We start from the raw sequence: 24,130 nt of genomic DNA, 5'->3' as shown, positions 1-24,130 counted from the left end.
AGGTCATTTGTAAGGGTAGTTTCTGTATCGAGGAGTGTTTATATATGAAAAGCATTTGGGAACTGGAATTGGAGGAGCAAAGAAATAAACGGCGGCAGGACATTATTCTGGCTGCTCAGGAGCTTTTTTTGGAAAAAGATTTGCCAGGTGTAACGATGAAAGACATCGGACGTCAATTGGGGATCAGCCGTGTCACGCTTTACAAATATTATAACTCGATTGATGAGCTGGCGTTTGAGGTTCAGATGAAGGTGTTAGATGATTTATTTAGATTTGTCGATTCTCACATAATTGGTGAACGAGCCGATGAGAAAATGCAGAACTTGTTATTGGCATGGCAGGATTTTACTCAGACTAGGCCTAGCCATTTGCGCTTTATTGGACTGTTTGATCACTATTACCGAGAAAAGTATCCAACCCTTGAACTGGAGGAAAAGTACAGAATTTTCATCAAAAATATCTTTCCATCGCCTTTTCAGCTTATTAAGGAAGGCATTCAAGATGGCTCGATCCGCCCTGATCTGCATCCCGCCAAAACTTCAGCCATGATTGCAAACACGATGATGAGCATGACGCAGCGGATGGCTTCAAGGGGAAACATCCTTCGTGCCGAACAAGAGATCGATCCAGATGAGATGATGCGGCAGCTAATTAACATGATCATGGCCTATCTGAAACCCGAAGCGTCTTCGATCTGATCATCAAGCTTTCATGAGAGGGGAAGTCTATTCAATCATGCAAATTCATACTTTGCCTCTGTTCAAGACACTGCGCTTTAAGTTGATATTTGGGTTATTGATTATTGTCATACCCATCGTGATTTTCATGATCTATAACAATTTGTATGCCATCAAAGTTGTTCGAAATCAAGTGGCTCAATCGAATAAAAATTTAATCAGCTTATATATGGGACAGATCGACCGTAATTTGGATGAGGTTGACAAATATTTATTCAACTTCGCTGCGCAAGACATGGGACTGCTTGTACTTGATGCGCAGCGAGATCAAAATGCCGATCGGTACTCTTTTACGAAAATTCAATTAAATAATAAGTTGTTAAAAGATCTCCCTAATTATAAATCAATGGATATGTTCTTTGTTTACTCGGAACCGAATCAAGATTTATTGACAGTTATGAGTGATCAAGTCTCTTACACCAGACAGGTAGCCGTTGAAAATAGCATTAAGACCATTTTTCAGGACCAACGAGATGGTTCAAATCAGACAAGCTTGAAAGAATGGTTCATGCTAAAACTCGGAGATCAATACTTTTTAACCCGTGTGATCAAATATGGGAATGTCTATATTGGGGCATGGGCGGATGCGAGTAAATTAATGGTGCCGTTGAATCTGGTCGATTTGGGAAACAACGGTAGGGCGCTGCTGGTTACGGACCTGTTCGAGGCCATGTCTAACCAAGCTTTTGTACAAGACAATCACATTAATTTGAACGATGTTGGAACGGATTATAAACTCACTGGAAATAATGAAAAATTCTTAGTCGTTGGCGAAAAATCCGCGAAAGGCCGTTTCAGCTTAATCGCTGTCATACCAGACAGCATCATTCTAGAGAATCTTCCACTCCTTCGCCGAATGGTATCGTTCATTTTGATGGGATCACTTATTCTGCTTCCTTTCGTTTTATTTCTTTTAAGAAAAATCATCTTGATTCCGATAAATCGGATCATGATGGCCATGAGGAGAATCGAAGACGGGAATTTGGACGTCCGCATCACATACAGCCCTTCTGTCATTGAATTCGACAAGATGAACCAATCCTTCAATCGCATGATATCGCAAATACAGGAATTGAAAATTAATGTTTTGGAAGAGCAGTTAAATCATCAGAAGGCCGAGCTCAAGCATTTACAGCTTCAAATTAATCCGCACTTTTTTATGAATTCGTTGAACATTATTTATAATTTGGCGCAGGTGAAAGACTTCGCATTGATTCAGGAAATGGTTCTATGTCTGGTAGAATATTTCCGCTTTATGTTTCGGAGCAACATGGCATTCGTCGCTTTGAGGGATGAGGTCCAGCATACTCTTAATTATTTTCGTATCCAGGAGATGCGGTTTCCCAAAAATTTGACTTATGATCTATCTGTCCCGGACAACCTGATGGACGTAGTGGTTCCTCCGCTTGTTATTCAGACCTTTGTGGAAAATGCGATCAAACACGCAGTTAGCATGGATAAACAGATTCATATTGGTATCACCATTGAAGCCACATCAAATAAGAAAATTAAAATACGAGTTGAGGATACAGGTAAAGGATTTCCCGAAGACGTTTTAACTCGGCTGCAGATGGAAATGGATATCGGTAACGGAGAAGGTCATCATATCGGGATATGGAATGTGCAGCGCCGATTGCGCCTCCTATATCAAGATCACGCCCAAATCACGTTTTCAAATGGTGCAGGCCATGGCGCAGTGATTGAAATTCTCATCCCATTTCATGAGAAGAAAGGTGGAGAAGGCTATGCTTCAATTGCTGGTCGTGGACGATGAAATTCATGCCGTACGAGGGATAAAAGCTGGGGTAGAGTGGGACCAACTTGGATTTTCAAGGGTTCATGAAGCTTTTAACATACGGCAGGCGAAGGAAATCTTTTTGACCCAAAAAATTGATATTCTGCTATGCGACATTGAAATGCCGGAAGGTGACGGCTTTCAATTGTTATCTTGGGTCAAAGAACACTCTCCGGATACCGAGTCTCTCTTCTTAACCTGTCATGCTGATTTCGAATTCGCGCAAAAAGCGATTCAATTGGGAAGTCTGGATTATATGCTCAAACCTGTCCGTTTTCCGGAATTGGAGAAAGCCGTTCGAAAAGCCATCGAACAATTGGAAAAGAAAAGAGGATTAATCCAATTTAATGAGACCTATAAACATTACTATCAGTTATGGGAATCGTACCAACCCATGGTTGTTGAGCGCTTTTGGCAGGATTTAATACATAGGTCGATCCCTTCGAATAAGGTTCAAATCAAAGAAATTATGGCGAAGCAAAATATACCTTATAGCGATACATCCTTATTTATGCCGATATGGATCAGTGTTCAGCGTTGGCATAAAAAACTGACGCTTCGTGAAGAAAAAATAATGGAATACGCCTTGCGCAACTCTTTGGAGGAATTGGCTGTATGGAAAGAGTCCAACGGTCAAATTGTTCAGATCAAAAGCGGAGGGTTACTGGCCATCCTCTCGGTCGACCCGGGCAGCAAGATCGATAAGAAGAAATTAACCAACGAATTACAGGGTTATATCGATGCATGTAATCATTACTTTTTCTGTGATCTTTGCTGTTATATCGGTTCTCCCGTATATACGGAGGGAATGCTGGAGATGTTCGAATCCTTAGTCACGATGGAATCCCGCAATGTTACACAAACGAATAAAATTTTCTTCTTAAGTGAACAACGATGCAGCTGCTACGATACATTTCCAGTCCCCAAAATGAACGGATGGGCGGAATTGCTCAAATGTGGATGCAAAGGGAAACTGCTCAAAGAAATCGATCAAAGTTTGGATGCGATGAAGCAAATGGAGAGTCTCGATGCCAAATTGCTGCGCGGATTTTATGAGGACTTTCTCCAGATGATTCATCACGTATTGCATTATAAGGGCCTGAGGGCGCATCAGGTTTTTTCGGAAGAGCTTCTGTCTATGCAGGCATCATCCGTATCCCGTTCCATAGCTGATCTTAGGCAATGGATAATCACGATGATCGAAGAAGCTGCTGATCGAATTAACACAGTGGATGTAAGCCAAACAGTTGTGGAAAAAGCGAAGCAATATATCGCTCAGCACATCAACGAAGATGTTTCACGGGAGGATATCGCCAGCCATGTGAATATGAATCCGGACTACCTGACAAGAATTTTCAAGAAAGAAACCGGCTTGACGATTTCTGATTATGTGCTTCAGGAGCGGGTAGAATTGGCCAAAGAGATGCTGGTGAAGACAGAGCTTCCGATTGGCAGCATCGCCGCTTCGGTAGGTTACAATAATTTTTCTCATTTCTCAAAAATGTTCAAGAAAGCGACGGCCATCAATCCACAGGATTACCGCAAATTGTATGAAGCGTAAACTATAAATTTGTCTAGATACATGAGATCGTACCCTTCTCGGGTTCGGTCTTTTTTTGCTCAAAAAGAAGTCGGAAATGCGATAACAGGAAGTCGGGAAACAGGTAGAGTGCGAAGCAGCGGTTATATATGATGAGAGTATAACGGACGAGGGAGGAACGATATGGAGACAACGACAACAAGGGCAAATTCAGCGACCACGCCAGCTGCTGGAATAACGGCAACGAAATCAATAACCAGAAAAAAACTAAGAAAATTATGGAGGTATGCTCCACTGTTCGTGATGGTCATACCCGAAATCATTTATCTGATCATCAACAACTATTTGCCGATGTTTGGCTTGATCATTGCTTTCAAAGACGTCAACTTCACGAAAGGAATTTGGGCCAGCGATTGGGTTGGATTTAAAAATTTCGAGTACCTGTTCAAAACCTCCGACGCTATGCTGATTACTCGAAATACGATTCTATATAATACAGCATTTATTATCATAAATTTGATCATCGCCGTCGGCGTAGCTATTTTGCTGAATGAAGTGAAGAAGAAATTATTTGCCCGGTTTTACCAAAGCGTCATTCTCATTCCCTATTTGATTTCCATGGTTATTGTCGGCTATCTGGTGCTTGCCATGCTAAGCGGAGAAACCGGTTACATTAATAAACAAATCCTTCCTAATCTTGGAATGGACCCAATCTCATGGTATAGCGAAGCCAAATATTGGCCTTATATTTTGACCTTTATGAACATTTGGAAGCATGTTGGATATCTATGCGTCATCTATTTAGCGGCGATTATCGGAATCGACCCTGAATATTACGAGGCCGCCAGGATTGACGGAGCGAGTAAATGGCAGCAGATCACGAACATTACAATCCCTTTAATCACTCCGGTTATCGTAATAATGACGCTGCTGCAAATCGGCCGTATATTCTACTCGGAGTTCGGATTGTTCTATCAAGTACCGCTTGATACGGGTGCGCTCTTTCCTACAACCAACGTTATCGATACGTATGTCTATCGGGCTTTACTAAGATTAGGTGACATCGGCATGTCTTCGGCAGCGGGCCTATATCAATCCGTTGTGGGATTCATTCTCGTACTCATCTCAAATTATGTGGTGAGCAAGCGAAACAGCGATAACGCTTTGTTTTAATAAGGAGGGAATCCAATTGAAAGTAAAAAGCCAGCTGTACCAAGCGATCATTCATGTTTTCTTTATTGGCATTGTTTGTCTCTGTCTTCTTCCGTTTTTTCTGCTCGTAATCACTTCTTTCACCGACGAGATGACCATTGTGTCAGAAGGGTATTCCTTCCTACCGAGTAAATTCAGCTTGGCGGCGTACGAATTCCTATGGAATGATTCCTCCAACATATTTCGGGCGTACGGTATAACCATTCTGGTAACTTTAGTTGGTACGTTTGTGGGGCTGTCAATTACTGCCCTATGCGCCTATCCATTATCTAGAAAGGATATGCTGATTCGCAAGCCCCTCTCGTTTATCGTGTTTTTCACACTGCTGTTTAACGGAGGCCTAGTCCCCACCTATCTGGTATATACACAAGTGTTCGATATGAAAAACACACTGCTGGCCTTAATCATTCCCGGTTTGTTATCCAACGGATTTTACGTGCTGATTATGCGAACCTTTTTTATGACTTCAATCCCAACCCCAGTTATTGAATCAGCATCCATTGACGGGGCGGGGGAATTTAAAATCTTTTTCCAGATCGTGCTTCCTCTCTCTCTTCCCATTCTGGCTACGGTCGGATTAATGCAAACAATCGGCTATTGGAACGACTGGTTCAACGGATTAATCTATGTGACCGACAGCAAGCTGTTCAGTTTGCAAAATTTGTTAAACCGGATTTTGTTAAACGCGCAATTTTTGTCAAGCAACGCGAGCAGCAGCACAACGGAACTTGCTGCAAGCAGTAACATTCCGATGGAATCGGTCCGGATGGCTATGGCGGTTATTGGGACTATACCACTATTGATCGCATACCCTTTTTTCCAGAAATATTTCGTCAAAGGTCTCGTCATTGGAGCAGTCAAAGGCTAGGCTATACTCGGCAGCATCAGCCGGTTAGCATAAATGGAATATAAAACAGGGAGGCTACGAAATGAGAGGGAATAGAAAGAGCGTCCAAACAGCGTTAGCGGGAATGATAGCCGTTTCTCTTCTATTGACGGCATGCAGCAGCGGAAGTGGTGGCTCTACGGCTACTAAGGCGCCAAGCGCGTCAGGAGAATCTGGAAAGGCGAAGTCGGATTTAAAGCCTTATGAATTAACCGTGGCCTACTATAAGATCGGCAACAACAAAGATCTGCAGGAGGTCCAGGATGCCGTTAACAAACTGACCAAAGAGAAAATTAATGCAACGGTTAAATTTGTGCCTATTGACCCTGCTGCATATCAGCAACAAGTCAATCTGATGCTTGCGAGCAATGAAAATTTGGACTTGCTAGTCACTTTGACAGCACTCGGCTACGGTACGCAAGCGGCAAAAGGACAGCTTGTTCCTTTAGAGGATCTGCTTAAGAAATATGGACAGGACATTGCCAAGGTCGTCACACCGGAGATTCAAAAAGCGACGATGGCCAGCGGTAAGCTTTATGGCATACCTAGCGTACGCGACTGGGCAGCCGACTACGGTATCCTGATGCGCAAAGATATTGTTGATAAATACAAGATTGATCTAAGCAAGATCAAGACCTTTGATGATTTGGATGCCGTATTCAAGGTCGTCAAAGACAACGAGCCGAATATGGCGGCAATTGTACCGGAAGGCGGGGGTACGTCCTATATCGCGTCCATTGCACCTGGCTTTATGGACCCATTGAATGATGATAACGGCGTGCTGCCGGACCATGATAATAACCTAAAGGTAGTCAATTGGTTTGAATCGAAGCAATATTCTGATCTATTGAAAATGGTCAGAAGATGGTATTTGGACGGCTATATCCCTAAGGATATCGCTACAAACAAAATCCGCCCTGAAGACCTTGTGAAGGCCGGTAAAGCTTTCTCCTTTACAGTGCATATGAAGCCTGGCTATGAAACGAAGGAAGCCATCTTGACAGGCACACCGATGGTTGCAGCTCGCATTATCCCACCTGTCACTTCTACGTCTTCGATTGCAAACGTCATGTTCAGTATCGCCAAAAACTCGAAGGATCCGGAGAGAGCCATGATGTTCCTCAACTTGCTTTACTCCGACAAAGAGTTGATCAACTTGATTGACTATGGCATTGAAGGAAAGCACTACGTCAAGAAGGGTGACTTGATCGCCTTCCCGAATGGCGTGGATACGCAGAATGCTACCTATAGCCCGAATCATGGATGGGAGTGGGGCAATCAATTCCTTTCCTACATTTGGGAAACAGATCCAGTTAGTCTTTGGAAAGATCAGGCTGATTTCAATAAATCGTCCAAAAAATCAAAAGCGCTCGGCTTCAGCTTCACAGTCGATCCGGTTAAAACGGAAGTGGCTGCTGTTCAAAGCGTGAAGGACCAATTTAAATTAGGTTTGGAAACCGGTACGCTGGATCCGGATAAAAACTTGCCTGAATTTATTAGCAAAATGAAGGCTTCTGGCATGGACAAAATTATAGCTGAGAAGCAAAAGCAGCTTGATGAATGGGCGAAAACCAATAAGTAGTTTTTGCGAGGAGAAGCTGCATGTCCCCTACAGAGATACAGGAGAGAAACATACCGTTTGCGCCTGTAATGATCGCGATTTTCTTCGGGTCCGTACTGGCGACACTTGGCATGAGTTCGATAAGTGTAGCGTTCCCCGTTTTGATGGCACAATTTCATACCGATTTGACCACCATGCAGTGGACGATGACGGGTTACCTGCTGGCAACCGGAATTGTAGCTCCCCTCACCGGGTATCTTGGGGAAAAGTTCAGTACGAAGTATCTCTATGTCGCTGCGCTTATTGGCTACACGATGATTTCAGGACTTAGCGCTTTCGCATGGAATATTGAATCGTTAATTGCGTTTCGAATCGTTCAGGGTATTTTTGGCGGGATGATTTTGCCAGCCACAATGACGATCCTTTATCAGGTGATTCCCCGAGCCAAGCAGGCGTTTGCGCTCAGCATGTGGACCTTGTCGACGATGCTTTCGCCCGCGTTCGGGCCTCTACTCGCGGGCTGGCTGATCGGAAAGTTCGAATGGAAATGGCTGTTCCTAATGGACATTCCATTCGGCATTGTGGCTGTTGCAGTCGCTTGGCGGCTTATTCCTTATTACAGACTGAATACACCGAAAACGTTCGATTTGCCCGGCTTGGTTACCGTAATTCTGAGCAGCGGTTCCCTCCTGATAGCCTTCAGCGAAGCGCATGCATGGGGATGGAGCTCATGGAGAACGCTGTTGCTGGTCGCTTTCGGCATCCTAATGCTCGGGTGCTTTATTCGGAGAGAATTAATGATCCCTGAACCGCTCTTGAATTTGAAGGTATTTGTCAATGTGAAATATACGGTTAGTCTTGCCGTACTGGCCGTTATTACGCTCAACCTGTATTCCGGCGCCTACTTGATACCGGTGTTCCTGCAGAACATTCAAGGGGCGTCCGCGCTGGAGGTCGGTTTGATCTTGCTTCCGGCCACACTTGCGATGGCAGGCGTGATGCCGCTCGTTGGCAAGCTGTATATGAGAATAGCACCGCAGTGGCTAATCGTTTCCGGGGTTCTCTTGATCGCGGTCGGGACACTAGCGATAGGACGACTGGATGTGAACGTATCACACGGGTACATTGTTATGTGGCTAACTATTCGCTACATTGGACTTTCGTTAACGATCATGCCGCTTACCAACGTTGGTATGGAGGCTATCCCACGTGAGCTGTCCGGTCACGCTTCATCGGTCAATAACTGGATCCGCCAAGTTTTCGGTTCCTTTTCCATCGCGTTGTTTACTTCACTTATTGCATCACGGTTGACCGTTCACAACCAAGCGCTTGGTCTAGATGGGGCTGCAGCAGCCGAGCGAAAGTTGTTGAAGGCGGTAGCCTTCACGATGAGCTCTAATGATGTGTACATCGTGGCGACGATGATCGTGTTAGTTGGTCTTCCTCTCGTATGGACGTTGTTTAGAGGCAAACCTCGGAATGAAAGGCTAGCGAAGCATAAGCTTCGGCATGTGAAAAATTTAACACAAAAGGAGCAATTAAAATGAGCATTTCAATTGGCGTAAATTTATTTTCAGTCTTTCAAGCACTAAATAACGACTATTTTGGCACCTTTGAGAAGGTAGCTGCAGCAGGCTATACCAATGTGGAATTAATCACCACCAATTTTATGACAGGCGTCCGATATAGTGATTCATTCCCTTTGCAAACCATCAAAAATAAGCTGGAAGAATTGGGACTTAAGCCTATAGCAGCACATGAAAGACTGGATCAAGATGCCCAGAATTGGGATCAGTTAATTCAAGAAAATGCTGAGCTTGGCTGTAAAGCGATTGTATTGCCGTCTGCCTGGATCAAAAATCGTGAAGACACATTGGTAACCGCAGAACAACTGAATGCAATCGGAAAAAAATGCAAAGAAAACGGTTTGCAATTTTACTTTCATAATCACTTCCATGAATTCAAAAGATGGGGAGGTACGACCTTATACGATATTTTAGTTGAAAATACGGACCCGTCCTATGTCAAATTTGAGTTGGATTTGGTCTGGGTTATGCGCGCTGGTCTTGATCCGATGACCGTTCTTGAGAAATTAGGCAGCCGCTGCGATATCGTCCATCAGAAAGATTTAAATAAAGAGGTCCTCCATCTAAACGTGTTTGACGCTCTTCAGCCAGGCGATGAAGACTTGGATATGATGCAGCTGTATCGCGGGAAGGGATACATACAAGCAGGTGACTTTGTGGATCTTGGAACCGGCGTAATAGACTTCAAAGCCACCTATGACAAGATAAAAGAAATAGGCACCATCCAATATGCCTTTATAGAAAATGAGGGTATAAGCGACGATAAATTTACGAGTATAGAGAATGATTTAAAGGTTTTGCAAAAGTATGTATAAAGCCGTTAAATGGCGAAAAATTTGATCATAGGGAGTGTTCGATCATGTCAACAGCTAAATTAAAAATCGGAATTATAGGCTGCGGCGGCATTGCCAACCAAAAGCATATGCCTTCATTAGCGAAGCTTGCTCATCTAGGCGAAATGGTCGCTTTCTGTGACGTCGTTGAAGAGCGGGCAGTGAAAGCTGCAAAGGAATTTGGAACGGAACAGGCCAAAGTTTATTTGGACTATAGGGAATTATTGCAAGATGAGTCGATTGACGTTATTCATGTGTTGACTCCCAATCTGCAGCATTCCTTCATAACGGTAGCTGCTCTGGAGACAGGTAAGCATGTCATGTGCGAAAAGCCGATGGCGATCAATTCGATTGAAGCTAAAAAGATGCTAGAGGCAAGCAAGAAAACAGGAAGAAAATTGACCATTGGTTATCAAAATAGATTCAGAGACGATTCGCAAGTATTGTACAATGCGTGCCGCCATGGGGAGTTCGGCGATATTTATATGGCCAAAGCACACGCCCTTCGCAGACGCGGAGTTCCAACCTGGGGCGTTTTTACAGACAAAGAGCAGCAGGGTGGCGGACCGTTGATCGACATTGGTACGCATGCGCTGGATTTATCTCTCTGGTTCATGGACAACTACAAGCCGAAATCGGTAACAGGATCGGTATTCCACAAATTAGGGGATAAATTCGAGGGCAACATGTTCGGTCCATGGGATCCGAAAAGCTACGAGGTTGAAGATTCGGCTTTCGGATTTATCAAAATGGAGAATGGTGCAACGATATTCCTGGAATGTGCATGGGCGCTGAATATTACCGATACGAGAGAAGCCATGACTACCCTGTGCGGAACAGAAGGCGGAGCGGAAATGAAAGGCAGCCCTGCTATGGGCAAAGGTGAGCTGGTATTTAACAGCGCCAAGTATGGAAAGCTGGTCGAAACTAAGGCAACTACAGGTGGAGGCATCGCTTATTTCGACGCAGGTGCCGAAGAACCAGGCGTGAAAGAAGCCAGACAATGGCTGGAAAGTATTCTCAATGACACGGAGCCTCTTGTTAAACCGGAGCAAGCTTTTGTTGTTACCCAGATTTTGGAGGCCATTTATGAATCGGCAAAAACAGGGAAGACGATTGAATTTTGATCGTTGACGATAGATCAAGTGTATAGAAAAAGGAGTAAATATTTTCAATGAAAATTTTTATTTCCAAGTGATGGATGACGTGCTATGATATTTAACAATTGCATACGAATGAATCCCTAGGGGCGCCGCAAGGCTGAGACAGAGCAATCTGAACCCTTTGAACCTGAACTGGGTCATACCAGCGGAGGAAAGTGGAACGATCATTGGAGCCCCATCTTTGCATGTTTATTAGGCGGCGCAACCTACAACCACTTTTCTTTGGAAAAGTGGTTTTTTTCATGTCTGAAATTATTTAAACCCATTCCATACCGTGTGTGGTACAGAAAGTAGTGGCTGGGCCCTAAATGTCAAATTTATTTGGATTCCTACACTGTAGTGATGTTTTTCATCGCTAAAGCCGGAATAGATGAGCTAGCTGGTGGGTTAGCGATGTTTTTCATCGTTAGAGTAGCTGATTGTTGATTGTGAGAGGGTATTGAGCCATTTTAGGGATGTTTTTCATCGCTAAAGTTGGAATAGATGAGCTAGCTGGTGGGTTAGCGATGTTTTTCATCGTTAGAGTAGCTGATTGCTGGTTGTGAGAGGGTATTGAGCCATTTTAGGGATGTTTTTCATCGCTAAAGTCGGAATAGATGAGCTAGCTGGTGGGTTAGCGATGTTTTTCATCGTTAGAGTAGCTGATTGCTGGTTGTGAGTGAGTATTTAGTGATTTTAGGGATGTTTTATACCGCTAAAGTGTATGCGAAGGGGAAAAGTGTCTCCGTAGTGATGAAAAACATACTTAAAACCCGAGATGAATCTGGATAAGGGAGTTTCTCATTTTTGTAGTGTTTTTTTAGCAATGCTCAGGAAGGGAGTTGAGCCTCAATATGTCAGGTTATGAACTACATGTCATTTCCAATGGCAAGTTATCTTGGACGGAGTTGGCGGCGACTGCAGCTCAGATTTACCCTCATGTCACAGCTATTCATATACGTGAGAAGACGAAATCATTAGACGAGATCTTCCTAGGTGTGCAGTTTCTGCTCGAAACAGGTATTCCGGCGAAAAGCCTATATATCAATGGTTTCCCGTCTATTGTCACGGCTGCGGGATTAGGTGGATTACAGCTCAAGGGCAGCACTCCGCCGCTTTCAACCCTAAGAGAATTCTGTCAAGGAGTGAAGAGGACTGGTGTGTCGATACATAGTGCGGAGGAAGCTAAGCAACGAGAGCTTGGAGGGGGCGCATTATGTGATGTTTGGTCATATTTTTGCTTCGAGTTCTAAGGAGGGTATTCCGCCAAGGGGGTTGGGGGCACTCAGAGGTGTGGCAGCCCAAGTAACAATTCCGATTATTGCGATCGGAGGCATGAGGCCTGAACGGGTAAGTTCAGTTTTGGAGGCGGGAGCTTCCGGTATAGCTGTGATGAGCGGGATATGGGAAGCGGAAGATCCGCTAGCAGCAGTGAAGGCTTATGCCAAGGAGCTAGAGCGAAAGGAGGTGGGATAAATGAAACAAATGAACGATGTGATCATTATCGGCGGTGGAGTTATTGGCTCCTCAATCGCCTATAACTTGGCAAAAAGAGGTCAGTCCGTCCTGCTCCTCGAGCGCGGGAGGCTCGGCATGGAAGCCTCGGCGGCGGCAGGGGGCATGCTCGGAGCACAATCCGAGATGGAGGATACGGGGCCGCTTTTCCAGTGGGCCCGACAAAGCCGAGCGATGTTCCCACAGCTGAGCGAGGAACTGAAAGCTCTCACGGGCATCGACATCGGTCTCGTCCGTGAAGGATTGCTGAACGTGGCGCTCAGCGACGTTCAAGAGCAAGAGCTGCGCGCGAGGGAGAAACTCCAATGCGCAGCGGGCGAGCAGGCGGAGTGGCTGAGCGCAGCTGCTGCCGCCAAGCTCGAGCCTGCCCTGAGCGGAGCGACGCGCGGAGCCTTATACCTGCCCGGCGATGGGCAGGTAGAGGCGCCGCTGCTGGCGGCGGCGTTCGCGCAAGCAGCCCGGGTACTGGGGGCAAAGGTGCAAGAATTCGCCCAGGTACAAGGGCTGCTGACGGAGCGAGGCCGAGCCGTCGGTGTTATGACGAGCGATGGTCCGCTATATAGCGACCACGTCGTCGTGGCGGCTGGCACGTGGAGCGGACAGCTGATGGCAGGTATCAGCGTTGACCTGCCGGTGTATCCCGTGAAGGGCGAGTGCTTCTCTGTCCTTACGGCGAAGCCGCTGCTCAGGAAGACCCTGTTCACGACAGGGTGTTATATCGTCCCGAAAGCCGGAGGACGACTGCTGGTCGGCGCGACGGTAGTGCCGAACAGCTACGACCGCAAGGTATCGCTGGCTGGGCTGGCTGAGCTGATGGATCGTGCGAGGCTGCTTATGTCCACGATTGGCGAAGCCGAGTGGGAGAAAGCTTGGTCGGGTCTGCGACCGCAGACGACAGACGGGCTGCCGTACATCGGCAAAGTGCCGGCGTACGATGGTTTATATGCCGCTTGCGGGCATTACCGCAATGGGATTTTGCTTAGTCCGATCACTGGTAAGGTGATTGCGGATTTCATTTTGGGCGGGGGAGAGGAGAACTTTCAGCCAGAGCTTGAGCTGGAAACACAGACCAATTCGGGTTTGGAATCCCTGCTCGATGTTTTTAGTCCTGATCTATCCGGGCAATCGAAGCGGATTGGACGGCGTGAAGGGAAGCTATTTTCAGCCACAGGAAAGGAGCTGCACAGCATTGAAGCTGCACATTAATGGGCAAAGCGTAGATATTCCAGATTCGATCCGAACCATAGAAGAGCTGCTTTCGCATTTTGAATTAAGTGAGAAAATGCTCGTCGTGGAACATAATGAAAACATTTTGCAAAAAGAAGATCACGCGAAAGTTGAGCTTTCCGAAGGACATAAAATCGAAATCGTTCATTTTGTTGGAGGGGGATAATTCTTATGTTAAAAATCGGTCCTTACGAGTTTCGTTCACGACTATTGCTAGGCACGGGGAAATTTCCGAATTTTGATATTCAGAAGCAGGCGGTTGAGGCTAGTGAATCTCAGATATTGACGTTTGCGGTGCGACGTATGAATATTTTTGAAGCGAGTCAGCCTAATTTCTTGTCGATGCTGGATGTGTCGAATTTCACCTTGCTACCGAATACGGCAGGCGCCAAAACAGCCGAAGAAGCTGTACGTATCGCGAAACTAGCGAAGGCTTCCGGACTATGCGACATGATCAAAGTTGAGGTTATCGGAGACGAGATGACGCTGCTGCCTGACCCGGTGAAACGTTGAAAGCCTCGGAAATGCTGCTAGAGGAGGGCTTCATCGTGCTTCCATACACATCAGATGATGTTCTTTTAGCCAAACGCTTGCAAGCCCTCGGAGTTCATGCCATTATGCCAGGCGCATCGCCAATCGGAACAGGTCAAGGCATCATTAATCCGTTGAACCTGAGCTTCATAATTGAGCAAGCAACCGTGCCTGTAATTGTCGATGCCGGTATTGGCGCTCCTTCGGACGCGGCACTTGCAATGGAGATGGGAGCCGATGGTGTGCTGCTCAACACCGCTGTGTCGGGTGCCAAAGATCCGATCAAAATGGCTTACGCCATGAAATTGGCGATCGAAGCTGGACGTGCCGGATTCGAAGCGGGGCGCATTCCGAAGAAGCGGTATGCCTCGGCTAGCAGTCCGATGGAGGGTTTTAGTCGCGTTTAGTCGGGGAAGAGCAGAAGTGTGAATCTGAGAAAGCCGAAAAAGACGTCTCGGTAGAGGGAAAGTAGATAATCCATGGTGAGCGGTCGAATATGGCCTTCTCAGCTGGTGTAAGTGGGTTGAGAGTATGAATGTGAGGCTGAGAGGATTGAAATGGACGTCTTGGGAGAGGGAAAGTAGATAATCCATGGTGAGCGGTCGAATATGGCCTTCTCAGCTGGTGTAATTGGGTTGAGTGCATGAATGTGAGGCTGAGAGGATTGAAATGGACGTCTCGGGAGAAGGAAAGTGGATAATCCATGGTGAGCGGTCGAATATGGCCTTCTCGGCTGGTGTAAGTGGGTTGAGTGCATGAATGTGAGGCTGAGAGGATTGAAATGGACGTCTCGGGAGAAGGAAAGTGGATAATCCATCGTGAGCGGTTGAATATGGCCTTCTCAGCTGGTGTAAGTAGGTTGAGAGTATGAATGTGCGGCTGAGAGGGTCGAAATGGACGTCTCGGGAGAGGGAAAGTGGATAATCCTTGGTGAGCGGTCGAAAAAGGTCTCCTCAGTTTATGTTACCGGGAAAGCAAGAGTGTGTGTCTGAGAGGGGGAGTAAGATGTCTGTTTACAAAGCATTAACGATCGCGGGCTCGGATAGCGGAGGTGGTGCGGGGATTCAAGCAGACTTGAAGACGTTTCAGGAACTGGGCGTTTATGGGATGTCGGTCATTACCGCGGTGACCGCGCAGAATACGCTGGGTGTTCAAGGGGTTTATCCGATGAGTCCTGAGGCGATTGAGCAGCAATTGGCCTCTATTGGGGAGGATTTACCTCCAGATGCACTCAAAACAGGGATGCTATTCAGTGGTGAGATTATACGAATCGTAGCGGCTGCGATACAAACCTACAAGTGGGAGCGTGTCGTGGTCGACCCTGTGATGATAGCCAAAGGCGGGGCCTCCTTGCTTCAGCAAGAGGCTATTGATGCGATGATTCACTCTTTATTGCCGCTGGCCGATGTGGTTACGCCGAACATACCTGAAGCTGAAGCGCTAAGCGGCTTGCAAATAACGGACAGCGAGTCGCGTCAAGAGGCTGCGAAGCGGATTCATCTCTATGGCTGCAAGAACGTGATGATAAAAGGTGGTCATGAAGTGAATACGGAGCATGCAACTGATTTGCTGTATGACGGGAAGACTTTCACAGAGTTCTCGTCCAGACGCTTGGTTACCAAGCATACGCACGGTACAGGTTGCACGTTTGCTGCGGCGGTCACTTCGGGACTTGCGCAGGGCTTAACGACGAAAGAAGCAATCCAACTGGCAAAAAGGTTCATCCAAGCTGCAATTGCGGAGCCGTTAAACATAGGAAGCGGTCATGGTCCTACGAACCATTGGGCTTATCAACGTGGAGTTAGAGCCAGCAATGCTAATCTAGATGACATTTTAGTTAACGAGGATGTTCTCATACGAGGTTCACGATGAATAGCGAGCAGCTGCGAAGAGCGCTGCGTTTGTATTTGGTCATGGGCAGCCCGAACTGTGGCGGGGCTGACCCTGGCTGCGGTGTTGGAGGCCGCGATTGCCGGCGGCATCACGATGTTTCAGTTCCGCGAGAAGGGCGCCGGAGCCCTGCAGGGGGCGGCGAAGCTCGAGCTAGGCGCGCGGCTGCGCCGCCTCTGCGCGCAGCACGCGATCCCCTTCATCGTCAACGATGATGAAGGGCTCGCTCTAGAGCTTGCGGCCGATGGCATTCACATCGGCCAAGAAGACGCCCCAGCCGCTGCCGTGCGGCAGCGGCTGAAAAACATGATCGTGGGCGTCTCGGCCCACGATCTCGCGGAAGCCCGGTCGGCGCTTGCCGAAGGCGCCGACTATCTGGGCGTAGGCCCCCAATACGCCACGCGCACCAAGCTGGATGCGCGTGAGGTTCAGGGGCCTGCCGTCATCCAGCGGATTCGCGCAGGCGGCATCCGGCTGCCGCTCGTTGGCATCGGAGGCATCGATGCCACGAATGCCTCCCACGTCATCCGCGCAGGGGCGGATGGCGTAGCCGTAGTCAGCGCGATTGCAAGCGCGCACTCACCACGTGAAGCAGCAGCTCAGCTGCTTAGAAACATCAATTAGAGGAGGAATTCTTATGACAACGACGAATAGTAGTTCCGTGAAAGACGTCCAAATTTCCACGTTTCCAGGTAGTAAAAAGGTATATGTACAAGGCTCAAGACCAGATATTCAAGTGCCAATGAGGGAAATTTCTTTGGGAACCTCCACGAATATTCACGGAGAGGAAGTAGCTAATGAGCCTGTGCAGGTCTATGATACAAGTGGTGTTTATACGGATACAGAACTGAAAACGGATATCCGTCAAGGTCTTCCCGCTAATCGCTTAACATGGATTGAAGAGCGTGGTGACGTTGAATCCTATGTTGGACGTGAAGTGAAGCCAGAAGATAATGGGCTTGCATCTCCTGATGCGAGAGGGGCCGCAGAAATTTTCCCAGGCTTACACCGTAGACCGCTCCGAGCTAAGCAAGGTTGTAACGTGACTCAGATGCATTATGCACGCCGGGGCATCGTGACACCGGAAATGGAATACATTGCGATTCGAGAGAATCTCGATGCTGAATTTGTTCGTAAAGAGGTCGCTATCGGTCGTGCCATCATTCCTTCCAATATTAATCATCCCGAAAGCGAGCCGATGATCATCGGACGCAACTTCCTTGTGAAAATTAATGCCAATATCGGAAATTCCGCTGTCGCTTCTTCCATTGAGGAAGAGGTCGAGAAGATGACGTGGGCAACCCGTTGGGGCGCTGACACGATTATGGATTTATCGACGGGCAAAAACATACATACAACACGCGAATGGATCATCCGCAACTCGCCGGTTCCTGTTGGAACGGTGCCGCTGTATCAAGCACTAGAAAAAGTGAACGGCAAAGCTGAGGACCTCACTTGGGAAGTTTACCGTGACACGCTGATTGAGCAAGCAGAACAGGGGGTTAGCTACTTTACGATCCATGCGGGCGTACTTCTTCGTTACATCCCTATGACAGCTCAGCGCGTAACGGGTATCGTCTCCCGTGGTGGATCCATCATGGCTGCATGGTGCTTAGCTCATCACCAAGAGAACTTTCTCTATACGCATTTCGAAGATATTTGCGAAATTATGAAAGCTTACGACGTCGCCTTCTCCCTTGGTGACGGACTGCGCCCTGGTTCGATCGCGGACGCGAACGATGAAGCCCAATTCGCCGAATTGGAAACACTCGGCGAAGCTGACCCAGATCGCTTGGAAGCACGACGTCCAAGTGATGGTTGAAGGACCAGGGCATGTGCCGATGCATCTGGTCAAAGAAAATATGGACCGTCAGCTGGAAGTTTGCCAAGAAGCGCCATTCTACACGCTAGGACCGCTGACGACCGACATTGCGCCAGGCTACGACCATATCACTTCTGCTATTGGAGCAGCGATGATCGGCTGGTTCGGCACAGCGATGCTGTGCTATGTGACGCCGAAGGAGCATCTCGGCCTGCCGAATAAAGAGGATGTACGCGTTGGGGTCATCACGTACAAAATCGCTGCGCACGCTGCCGATCTGGCTAAGGGCCATCCAGGAGCGCAAATTCGCGATAACGCGCTGTCTAAGGCGCGCTTCGAGTTCCGCTGGCGAGATCAGTTCAATCTCTCGCTCGATCCAGAACGTGCCATCGAGTACCACGATGAGACGCTGCCTGCCGAAGGCGCGAAAACGGCGCACTTCTGCTCCATGTGTGGACCGAAATTCTGCAGTATGCGCATTACGCAGGATATACGGCAGTACGCACACGCACAAGGGCTGGACGAAGAGTCTGCGCGAAACAGCGGCATGGAAGAGAAGTCCAAAGAATTCCGTGAAGCAGGAAGCCAAATTTATCGATAAAATTGAGGGGCGTTTTCACCATTAATTGGTGACAGAAACGTCCCTTTTTGCTACCATAGAGAAAAGCTTAGCTTCGTTAATCCTTTAAAGCGTTGAAACGGTCAATAAAGAGGGCATTCATGCTTGCTGAGACTGCAATTGACATGAAATCCTTTTCGCATTATGATACGGTTAAAAAGATTTGACCGTCGTTTAATTAATCTCATTAAGAGATTAAGAGTTGACCATGAGCGCATGTTTAAGGGCCAGATTGGTACAATAGAGGGAGGTCGAGTCCAGATGAAGCTGCAACCAGTTTATATTATTGAAGAACTTGAGCAATTGAAAACGATAAGCGATCCACTACGTGCTAAGGTGTTACTTTACTTAATAGAGAAAGCTTACACCGGTCAGCAAATAGCTAAAATGCTGGGAATGGCACGTGCGAAAGTGCATTATCATTTGAATGAACTTGAGAAGCATGGTTTAATTTCGGTCGTTCGTACGGAACTCAAGAATGGTATTTTGCAAAAGTTTTATCGTGCAATAGCCCGCGGCTTCGTCCCTAGTGAAAAACTGCTGCCTTACGTCTCAGAGGTAGAGAATTACTATCGCGAGAGGACGCTTAGCGTACTTGGACGTGCCAGACGCAGAGCGATTAATGCCCCTGAAGAGGCGTTTCAAATTCCTTCTTCTGATCGTACCCAATGGCCGATTATCATGACCCAGGTCGAAGTCAAAATGAGCAAAGAGAAATATGCAGAATGGCTGAGAAAGTTTCGTGCTCTTATTTTTGAGCTCGATGCGTCGCAGGAAGAAAATGGGGAGTGGTTTTATTTGACTACGGTCGGCTTTCAAACGAATGAGCCGTCTTTTGACCCTGTTGTAGAAGAAGAGGAGAGATAAAGGATGCTAGATCCAAGACTAACGAAGCTCGCAGATGTGCTTGTAAATTATTCGGTTAAGGCGAAGCCCGGCGAAAATATTTTGATAGAAGCGTATGGCATTGATTCAGCTCTTGTGAAAGAGATCGTGAAAAAGGTTCACGCAGCTGGCGCGCACCCTTTCGTCAATGTTAGAGATCACGTAATTATGCGTCAACTCATCATGAACGGTACAGAAGCTCAAATGCAAACATGGGCAGATGCCGATGCTTTCCAAATGAAACAAATGCAAGGCTACATAGGTGTGCGCGGCGGAGCCAATATTTATGAACTGTCGGATATTCCGGCAGACCGGATGAAGCTGTACAATTCGATTTATTATCAACAAGTTCATTTCGATGTCCGGATTAAAGATACGAGATGGGTCGTTCTGCGTTACCCAACGTCTTCCATGGCGCAGCTTGCCAGCATGAGTACGGATGAGTTCGAGGAGTTCTACTTCAACGTATGCACGATGGATTATGGCAAAATGTCCAAAGCCATGGATGCTTTGAAAGAGCTAATGGATCGCACAGATAAAGTGCGCCTAGTTGGTCCAGGCACGGATTTGACGTTCTCGATTAAAGGAATCGGCGGCGTTAAATGCGATGGTGAGCTCAACATCCCGGATGGCGAGGTTTACTCTGCTCCTGTTCGTGAGTCGGTGAATGGGATCATTTCCTACAATACGCCAACGCCTCATGATGGTTTCATTTTTGAGAATATCGTACTTGAATTTGAAAATGGTAAAATCATCAAAGCGACAGCTAACGATACGGACCGAATTAATGAAATTTTCGATATGGATGAAGGCGCACGTTATGTAGGGGAATTCGCGATTGGTGTGAATCCTTACATTCAAGAGCCGATGAAAGACACGCTTTTCGATGAGAAAATCGACGGCAGTTTCCACTTCACGCCAGGAAATTGCTACGATGATGCTTATAACGGCAACAAATCCTCTTTGCACTGGGATATTGTGAATATCCAACGTCCGGAATACGGCGGGGGCGAAATTTGGTTTGACGATGTGCTCATTCGTAAGGACGGTATTTTCGTACTGCCTGAACTTCTGCAGCTGAATCCTGAGAACTTGAAGTAGAACAGACGAGGGTTCGGTAGTGAGGTAGCTGGTTTTCGGAGGTTTTGAGATTGCTCGGTAAGAGGTAGCTGGTTTTCGAGGTCTTGAGACTGCTTGGTAGTCAGGTAGCTAGCTTTCAAGTGTTAAGATGCCCCACACTATGGCTACTAATTTACTCGATATCTCCTCGAGCCAGTTAGATGTATTTTGTGCATCAAAGTTGGCTCTAACGCGCTTCTATGCATGATTAACTGCAAAAAGTGCAGCTAAATTCCGCGATCTGTGTGTCATTTACTCAAAATCGGAAAAATAGATGCACTTTCTACAGCAAGTCAACTCTTATAGCGTGATTCATCGCCTATTTGATGTACTTTATGCAGTTATTGGGCATTAGCGCGCTCCTAGTCTCCGGATATCATCGAGTCTGATCACTACTCCATAGTGCCAACAAAAAAAGGTTGTCCAAAGTCACGAAGACTTGGGCGACCTTTTTCTGTTTGGTGACCTTTTTCAACTCGCAGTTTCGCGATCAAACCCGCCTCTGCTGGGCCTGGTACTGCCGAGGAGGAAGGCCAACAGCCTTCTTAAACGTTCGAATAAAGTTGGAGTAGTCGTTGAAGCCTGCTAGCTGGCACGTATCTGTGACTGTTGAGCCCTCGCGCAGCAGTTGTTTCGCTTTGGCGATGCGCTTGAACAAAATGTGCTCATGGATAGTGCTGCCTGTGTGTTTTTTGAACAGTCTGCATAAGTAGGAACGATTCATGAACACGACGTGTTCCAGTACCTCGAGCGACAGATCTTGATCTAAATTTTCGTCAATGTAGGTGAATAGAGAGGAGAGCTTGTCGGGAATCATGATCTGTTCCTCTTGTTTGCCTTGATTTTGAAAAACTCGATTGATAAACACGAGCAGCTCGATAAAGGCTGAAACAAGCAGGATTTCCGATCCTGGGAGCGCTTGAGGTCGATTATACATTTCCATACGCTCATAAAGCTTCATAATGTCATCAATCTGCTGTGGAGTCACCGCATCCGGTTTTGCTCGCCGAATACACGGTTATTGAAGCAGTCAAGCAAGTTAAACTGCGGAGAACTAAACGACTTCACCAGCGTGGGATTGAAATGGATTACGACGTTCTCATATCGCTGTTTTTTGGATTGAAAATTAGGGCGATGCAATTCATTACTGTGCATGATCAGCAGATCCCCGTACTGCAGGGGGTAGACCTGTTTTTCGATGAAGTAATGAACGTCTCCAGTAAGGAAAAAATAAATTTCATAGTGGTCCTGGTGTTGGTGGAAATCCAATGGAAGCGGATCATGAGTCACGGCATGTCTGAAATTAATCATGCGATGTAGATTATGGTAAAGTTCCTGCATGTGAGGTTCTCCTCTATTTAGCTGGAGTCAATATTAGCAAACTTTTGCCCAATTAATGCAATGAATACGTTTTTATTATACTGCAAAATAAAGAATAGATAAACAATCAACCACAAAGTGACGCCAAGCTCTGAAGCATATTCCGTATACTTTGCGGGGCCCCAAATGAAATTAGGAGGCATATTCAAATGAAATTATCCGTATTTACTGTAGCGACACCTGATCTGACACCAGAAGAACTAGCCAAGGCGGCCGTTGCTGCCGGGATTGAAGGTATTGAATGGCGTTTTAAAGATATTCCTGCTGACGCGGTAAACGAGAAGCCATCTTTCTGGAGGAATAATCTTTGCTCCATTGATCCGAATGGTTCGGATGAAGAACTAGAACGTTTCCGACTTGCTGCTGTTAACAATAACTTGGTGAACTTGAGTATCACGCCTTACTTAAACACTTGTAATGTTGCAGAGACCGAACATGTTTTCAAAACTGCTCAGAAAATAGGAACTTCCTTCATTCGTGTTGGTGTTCCTGGCTATGACAAGAGCAAAAATTATAATGACTTGTATGCAGCGGCTGTGGACTATTTACATCACGTGCAGGAATTTGCTCAGCAGTATGGCGTTAAAGCTTTAGCTGAAATCCACCATAATACGATCACGCCAAGTGCTGGCTTGGCACATCGACTGGTTTCCAATTTCAATCCGAAATACATTGGGGTTCTGCATGATGCGGGCAACATGGTGCATGAAGGATACGAGAATTACCGCATGGGTCTTGAGCTTCTTGGACCTTATCTAGCGCATGTTCATGTGAAAAATGCAAGATGGTTGCCAACTGGCGAAGAGCAAGATGGCATCAAGCTCTGGAAAAGCGAGTGGTCACCACTAAGCGAAGGGATCGTCAATTGGAAGCAACTGCTGAATGACTTAAAAGCGGTTGGCTATGATGGTTACCTCGGCATTGAAGATTTCAGCGGTCAATATGGCTCGCAGGAGATGTTGAATAACTTTGCTTCGAAAGTGAAGCAATGGTTGGCATAAATGATTGTAAGGTCTTAGGAGTCTCACTCGTCTTCAGCGGGTGGGGCTTTTTTTGCATGCCAATGGTTGATATGCAGTCCTTGCTTTGTGTAAGATAAAACTCAAGAATGCTGGGCGAAGGAGGGGAGTCATGGCGCACTCGAAGCCGCTCTGGTTACTGTTGTTATGGTTTATAATCGCTGTCGCGGGTCTGCTCGTTTTGAAATGGACCGGAGTATGGGAGCGTTTGGATCTGGATTGGATGACCGATTGGTTGCGTGAATTAGGTCCACTTGGCGGGCTGCTGTACATTATTGTTTATACACTCCGTCCATTGGTATTATTTCCGGCGACACCGTTGACCCTATATGGAGGCTATGTGTTCGGTGCTTTTTGGGGGACTATCTACGATATTATTGGGGCTGGCGCCGGTGCGATGCTTTCTTTTTATATTACGCGTAAATGGGGTCGAAACAGCTTTCAGCGGATTTTGCGAAACAAGAAGCTTCAGTCTTTCGACCAGAAGGCCGAAGAAAAAGGTTTTATGGTCGTTCTATATATGCGCTTAATGCCTTTCTTTCCTTTCGATGGCGTAAGTTATGGGGCAGGACTGTCTAAAATTCGTTTCTGGGACTATACGTGGGGAACGCTGATTGGAATAATTCCGGGTGCCGTTGTTTATAATGTTTTTGGCGCATCACTGCAGGATATTGGATCGGGCAAGTTCTATGCCGCAGTGGGAATGTACATCGCTTTTGCGTTAATACCGCTGCTGCTGAAAAAGACACAGGCTCTAAAGACTCGCGACCGGGAAAAGCGTACATAGAAGATTAGTAGGGGGGGGAATTGGTGGAAGGAGAAAACCCTATT

Annotated in this window: 20 protein-coding genes, 3 pseudogenes and 1 riboswitch; of the genes and pseudogenes, 21 read left to right on the top strand and 2 right to left on the bottom strand. The window is 46.6% G+C overall.

Features of this window, described 5'->3' with window-relative positions; genetic code table 11:
- Positions 1–44 precede the first annotated feature (44 nt).
- The 19 genes and pseudogenes from ACBP55_RS34320 (at position 45) to ACBP55_RS34230 (ending at position 20,882) form a co-directional block, all read left to right on the top strand.
- Complete coding sequence (locus tag ACBP55_RS34320; protein ID WP_464648140.1) at positions 45–698, top strand: TetR/AcrR family transcriptional regulator; 654 nt, start codon at positions 45–47, stop codon at positions 696–698.
- A gap of 37 nt (positions 699–735) precedes the next feature.
- Positions 736–2,511, top strand: coding sequence for a sensor histidine kinase (locus ACBP55_RS34315; protein WP_464648139.1), 1,776 nt, complete (start codon positions 736–738; stop codon positions 2,509–2,511).
- Positions 2,483–4,093 (top strand): response regulator transcription factor, encoded by a 1,611-nt coding sequence (locus ACBP55_RS34310; RefSeq protein ID WP_464648138.1) that lies wholly within the window; start codon positions 2,483–2,485, stop codon positions 4,091–4,093. Before ACBP55_RS34315 ends, ACBP55_RS34310 begins: the two co-directional genes overlap by 29 nt.
- A gap of 282 nt (positions 4,094–4,375) precedes the next feature.
- Entirely contained in the window at positions 4,376–5,245 is an 870-nt protein-coding gene (locus ACBP55_RS34305; protein ID WP_464653535.1) for an ABC transporter permease, read from the top strand.
- A 16-nt stretch (positions 5,246–5,261) separates the two neighbouring features.
- A complete protein-coding gene (locus ACBP55_RS34300) occupies positions 5,262–6,152 on the top strand; it encodes a carbohydrate ABC transporter permease (protein WP_307438450.1) in 891 nt (296 codons plus the stop codon).
- A 61-nt stretch (positions 6,153–6,213) separates the two neighbouring features.
- A complete protein-coding gene (locus ACBP55_RS34295; RefSeq protein WP_464648137.1) occupies positions 6,214–7,752 on the top strand; it encodes an ABC transporter substrate-binding protein in 1,539 nt (512 codons plus the stop codon).
- Between the two features lie 20 nt (positions 7,753–7,772).
- Positions 7,773–9,278, top strand: a complete 1,506-nt coding sequence (locus tag ACBP55_RS34290; RefSeq protein ID WP_464648136.1) for a DHA2 family efflux MFS transporter permease subunit — start codon at positions 7,773–7,775, stop codon at positions 9,276–9,278.
- Positions 9,275–10,132 carry a sugar phosphate isomerase/epimerase family protein gene (locus ACBP55_RS34285; protein ID WP_464648135.1) on the top strand — a complete coding sequence of 286 codons (858 nt, stop codon included), beginning with the start codon at positions 9,275–9,277 and terminating at the stop codon, positions 10,130–10,132. Before ACBP55_RS34290 ends, ACBP55_RS34285 begins: the two co-directional genes overlap by 4 nt.
- A gap of 44 nt (positions 10,133–10,176) precedes the next feature.
- Positions 10,177–11,277 carry a Gfo/Idh/MocA family protein gene (locus tag ACBP55_RS34280; RefSeq protein ID WP_464648134.1) on the top strand — a complete coding sequence of 367 codons (1,101 nt, stop codon included), beginning with the start codon at positions 10,177–10,179 and terminating at the stop codon, positions 11,275–11,277.
- Between the two features lie 108 nt (positions 11,278–11,385).
- A riboswitch (TPP riboswitch) is annotated at positions 11,386–11,484 on the top strand.
- A gap of 662 nt (positions 11,485–12,146) precedes the next feature.
- Complete coding sequence (locus ACBP55_RS34275) at positions 12,147–12,545, top strand: beta/alpha barrel domain-containing protein (RefSeq protein ID WP_464648133.1); 399 nt, start codon at positions 12,147–12,149, stop codon at positions 12,543–12,545.
- Complete coding sequence (locus ACBP55_RS34270) at positions 12,514–12,768, top strand: thiamine phosphate synthase (RefSeq protein ID WP_464653533.1); 255 nt, start codon at positions 12,514–12,516, stop codon at positions 12,766–12,768. Before ACBP55_RS34275 ends, ACBP55_RS34270 begins: the two co-directional genes overlap by 32 nt.
- A complete protein-coding gene (gene thiO, locus ACBP55_RS34265; RefSeq protein ID WP_464648131.1) occupies positions 12,769–14,013 on the top strand; it encodes a glycine oxidase ThiO in 1,245 nt (414 codons plus the stop codon).
- Positions 13,997–14,200 carry a sulfur carrier protein ThiS gene (thiS, locus tag ACBP55_RS34260; protein ID WP_173185701.1) on the top strand — a complete coding sequence of 68 codons (204 nt, stop codon included), beginning with the start codon at positions 13,997–13,999 and terminating at the stop codon, positions 14,198–14,200. Before thiO ends, thiS begins: the two co-directional genes overlap by 17 nt.
- A 5-nt stretch (positions 14,201–14,205) precedes the next feature.
- A pseudogene (locus ACBP55_RS34255) lies at positions 14,206–14,972 on the top strand (thiazole synthase).
- Positions 14,973–15,570: 598 nt separating this feature from the next.
- On the top strand, positions 15,571–16,437 hold the full coding sequence (thiD, locus tag ACBP55_RS34250) for a bifunctional hydroxymethylpyrimidine kinase/phosphomethylpyrimidine kinase (RefSeq protein ID WP_464648129.1): 867 nt from the start codon (positions 15,571–15,573) through the stop codon (positions 16,435–16,437).
- Positions 16,434–17,079 (top strand): annotated as a pseudogene (gene thiE / locus ACBP55_RS34245) (thiamine phosphate synthase). Before thiD ends, thiE begins: the two are co-directional and overlap by 4 nt.
- Before the next feature lie 13 nt (positions 17,080–17,092).
- Positions 17,093–18,878 (top strand): annotated as a pseudogene (gene thiC / locus ACBP55_RS34240) (phosphomethylpyrimidine synthase ThiC).
- Between the two features lie 279 nt (positions 18,879–19,157).
- Positions 19,158–19,763 (top strand): ArsR/SmtB family transcription factor, encoded by a 606-nt coding sequence (locus ACBP55_RS34235; RefSeq protein WP_029198371.1) that lies wholly within the window; start codon positions 19,158–19,160, stop codon positions 19,761–19,763.
- Positions 19,764–19,766: 3 nt separating this feature from the next.
- Positions 19,767–20,882, top strand: a complete 1,116-nt coding sequence (locus ACBP55_RS34230) for an aminopeptidase (protein ID WP_173185706.1) — start codon at positions 19,767–19,769, stop codon at positions 20,880–20,882.
- A gap of 508 nt (positions 20,883–21,390) precedes the next feature.
- Here the strand turns inward: ACBP55_RS34230 and ACBP55_RS34225 are convergent.
- Both ACBP55_RS34225 and ACBP55_RS34220 read right to left on the bottom strand, forming a co-directional pair.
- Positions 21,391–21,837, bottom strand: coding sequence for a helix-turn-helix domain-containing protein (locus ACBP55_RS34225; protein ID WP_464648127.1), 447 nt, complete (start codon positions 21,835–21,837; stop codon positions 21,391–21,393).
- A gap of 47 nt (positions 21,838–21,884) precedes the next feature.
- A complete protein-coding gene (locus ACBP55_RS34220) occupies positions 21,885–22,241 on the bottom strand; it encodes an AraC family ligand binding domain-containing protein (protein ID WP_464648125.1) in 357 nt (118 codons plus the stop codon).
- A 188-nt stretch (positions 22,242–22,429) separates the two neighbouring features.
- Between ACBP55_RS34220 and ACBP55_RS34215 the strand changes: the two genes are divergently transcribed.
- The gene (locus ACBP55_RS34215; RefSeq protein ID WP_464648123.1) at positions 22,430–23,281 is read left to right on the top strand and encodes a sugar phosphate isomerase/epimerase family protein; all 852 of its coding nucleotides are present in this window, start codon (positions 22,430–22,432) and stop codon (positions 23,279–23,281) included.
- A gap of 130 nt (positions 23,282–23,411) precedes the next feature.
- Positions 23,412–24,086, top strand: a complete 675-nt coding sequence (locus tag ACBP55_RS34210) for a TVP38/TMEM64 family protein (RefSeq protein ID WP_464648121.1) — start codon at positions 23,412–23,414, stop codon at positions 24,084–24,086.
- Positions 24,087–24,130: the final 44 nt, after the last annotated feature.

Source organism: Paenibacillus sp. WG02 (genome assembly GCF_055396115.1).
The sequence above is the reverse complement of the archived record's forward strand: the minus strand, read 5'-3'. Positions and strand labels throughout refer to the sequence as shown.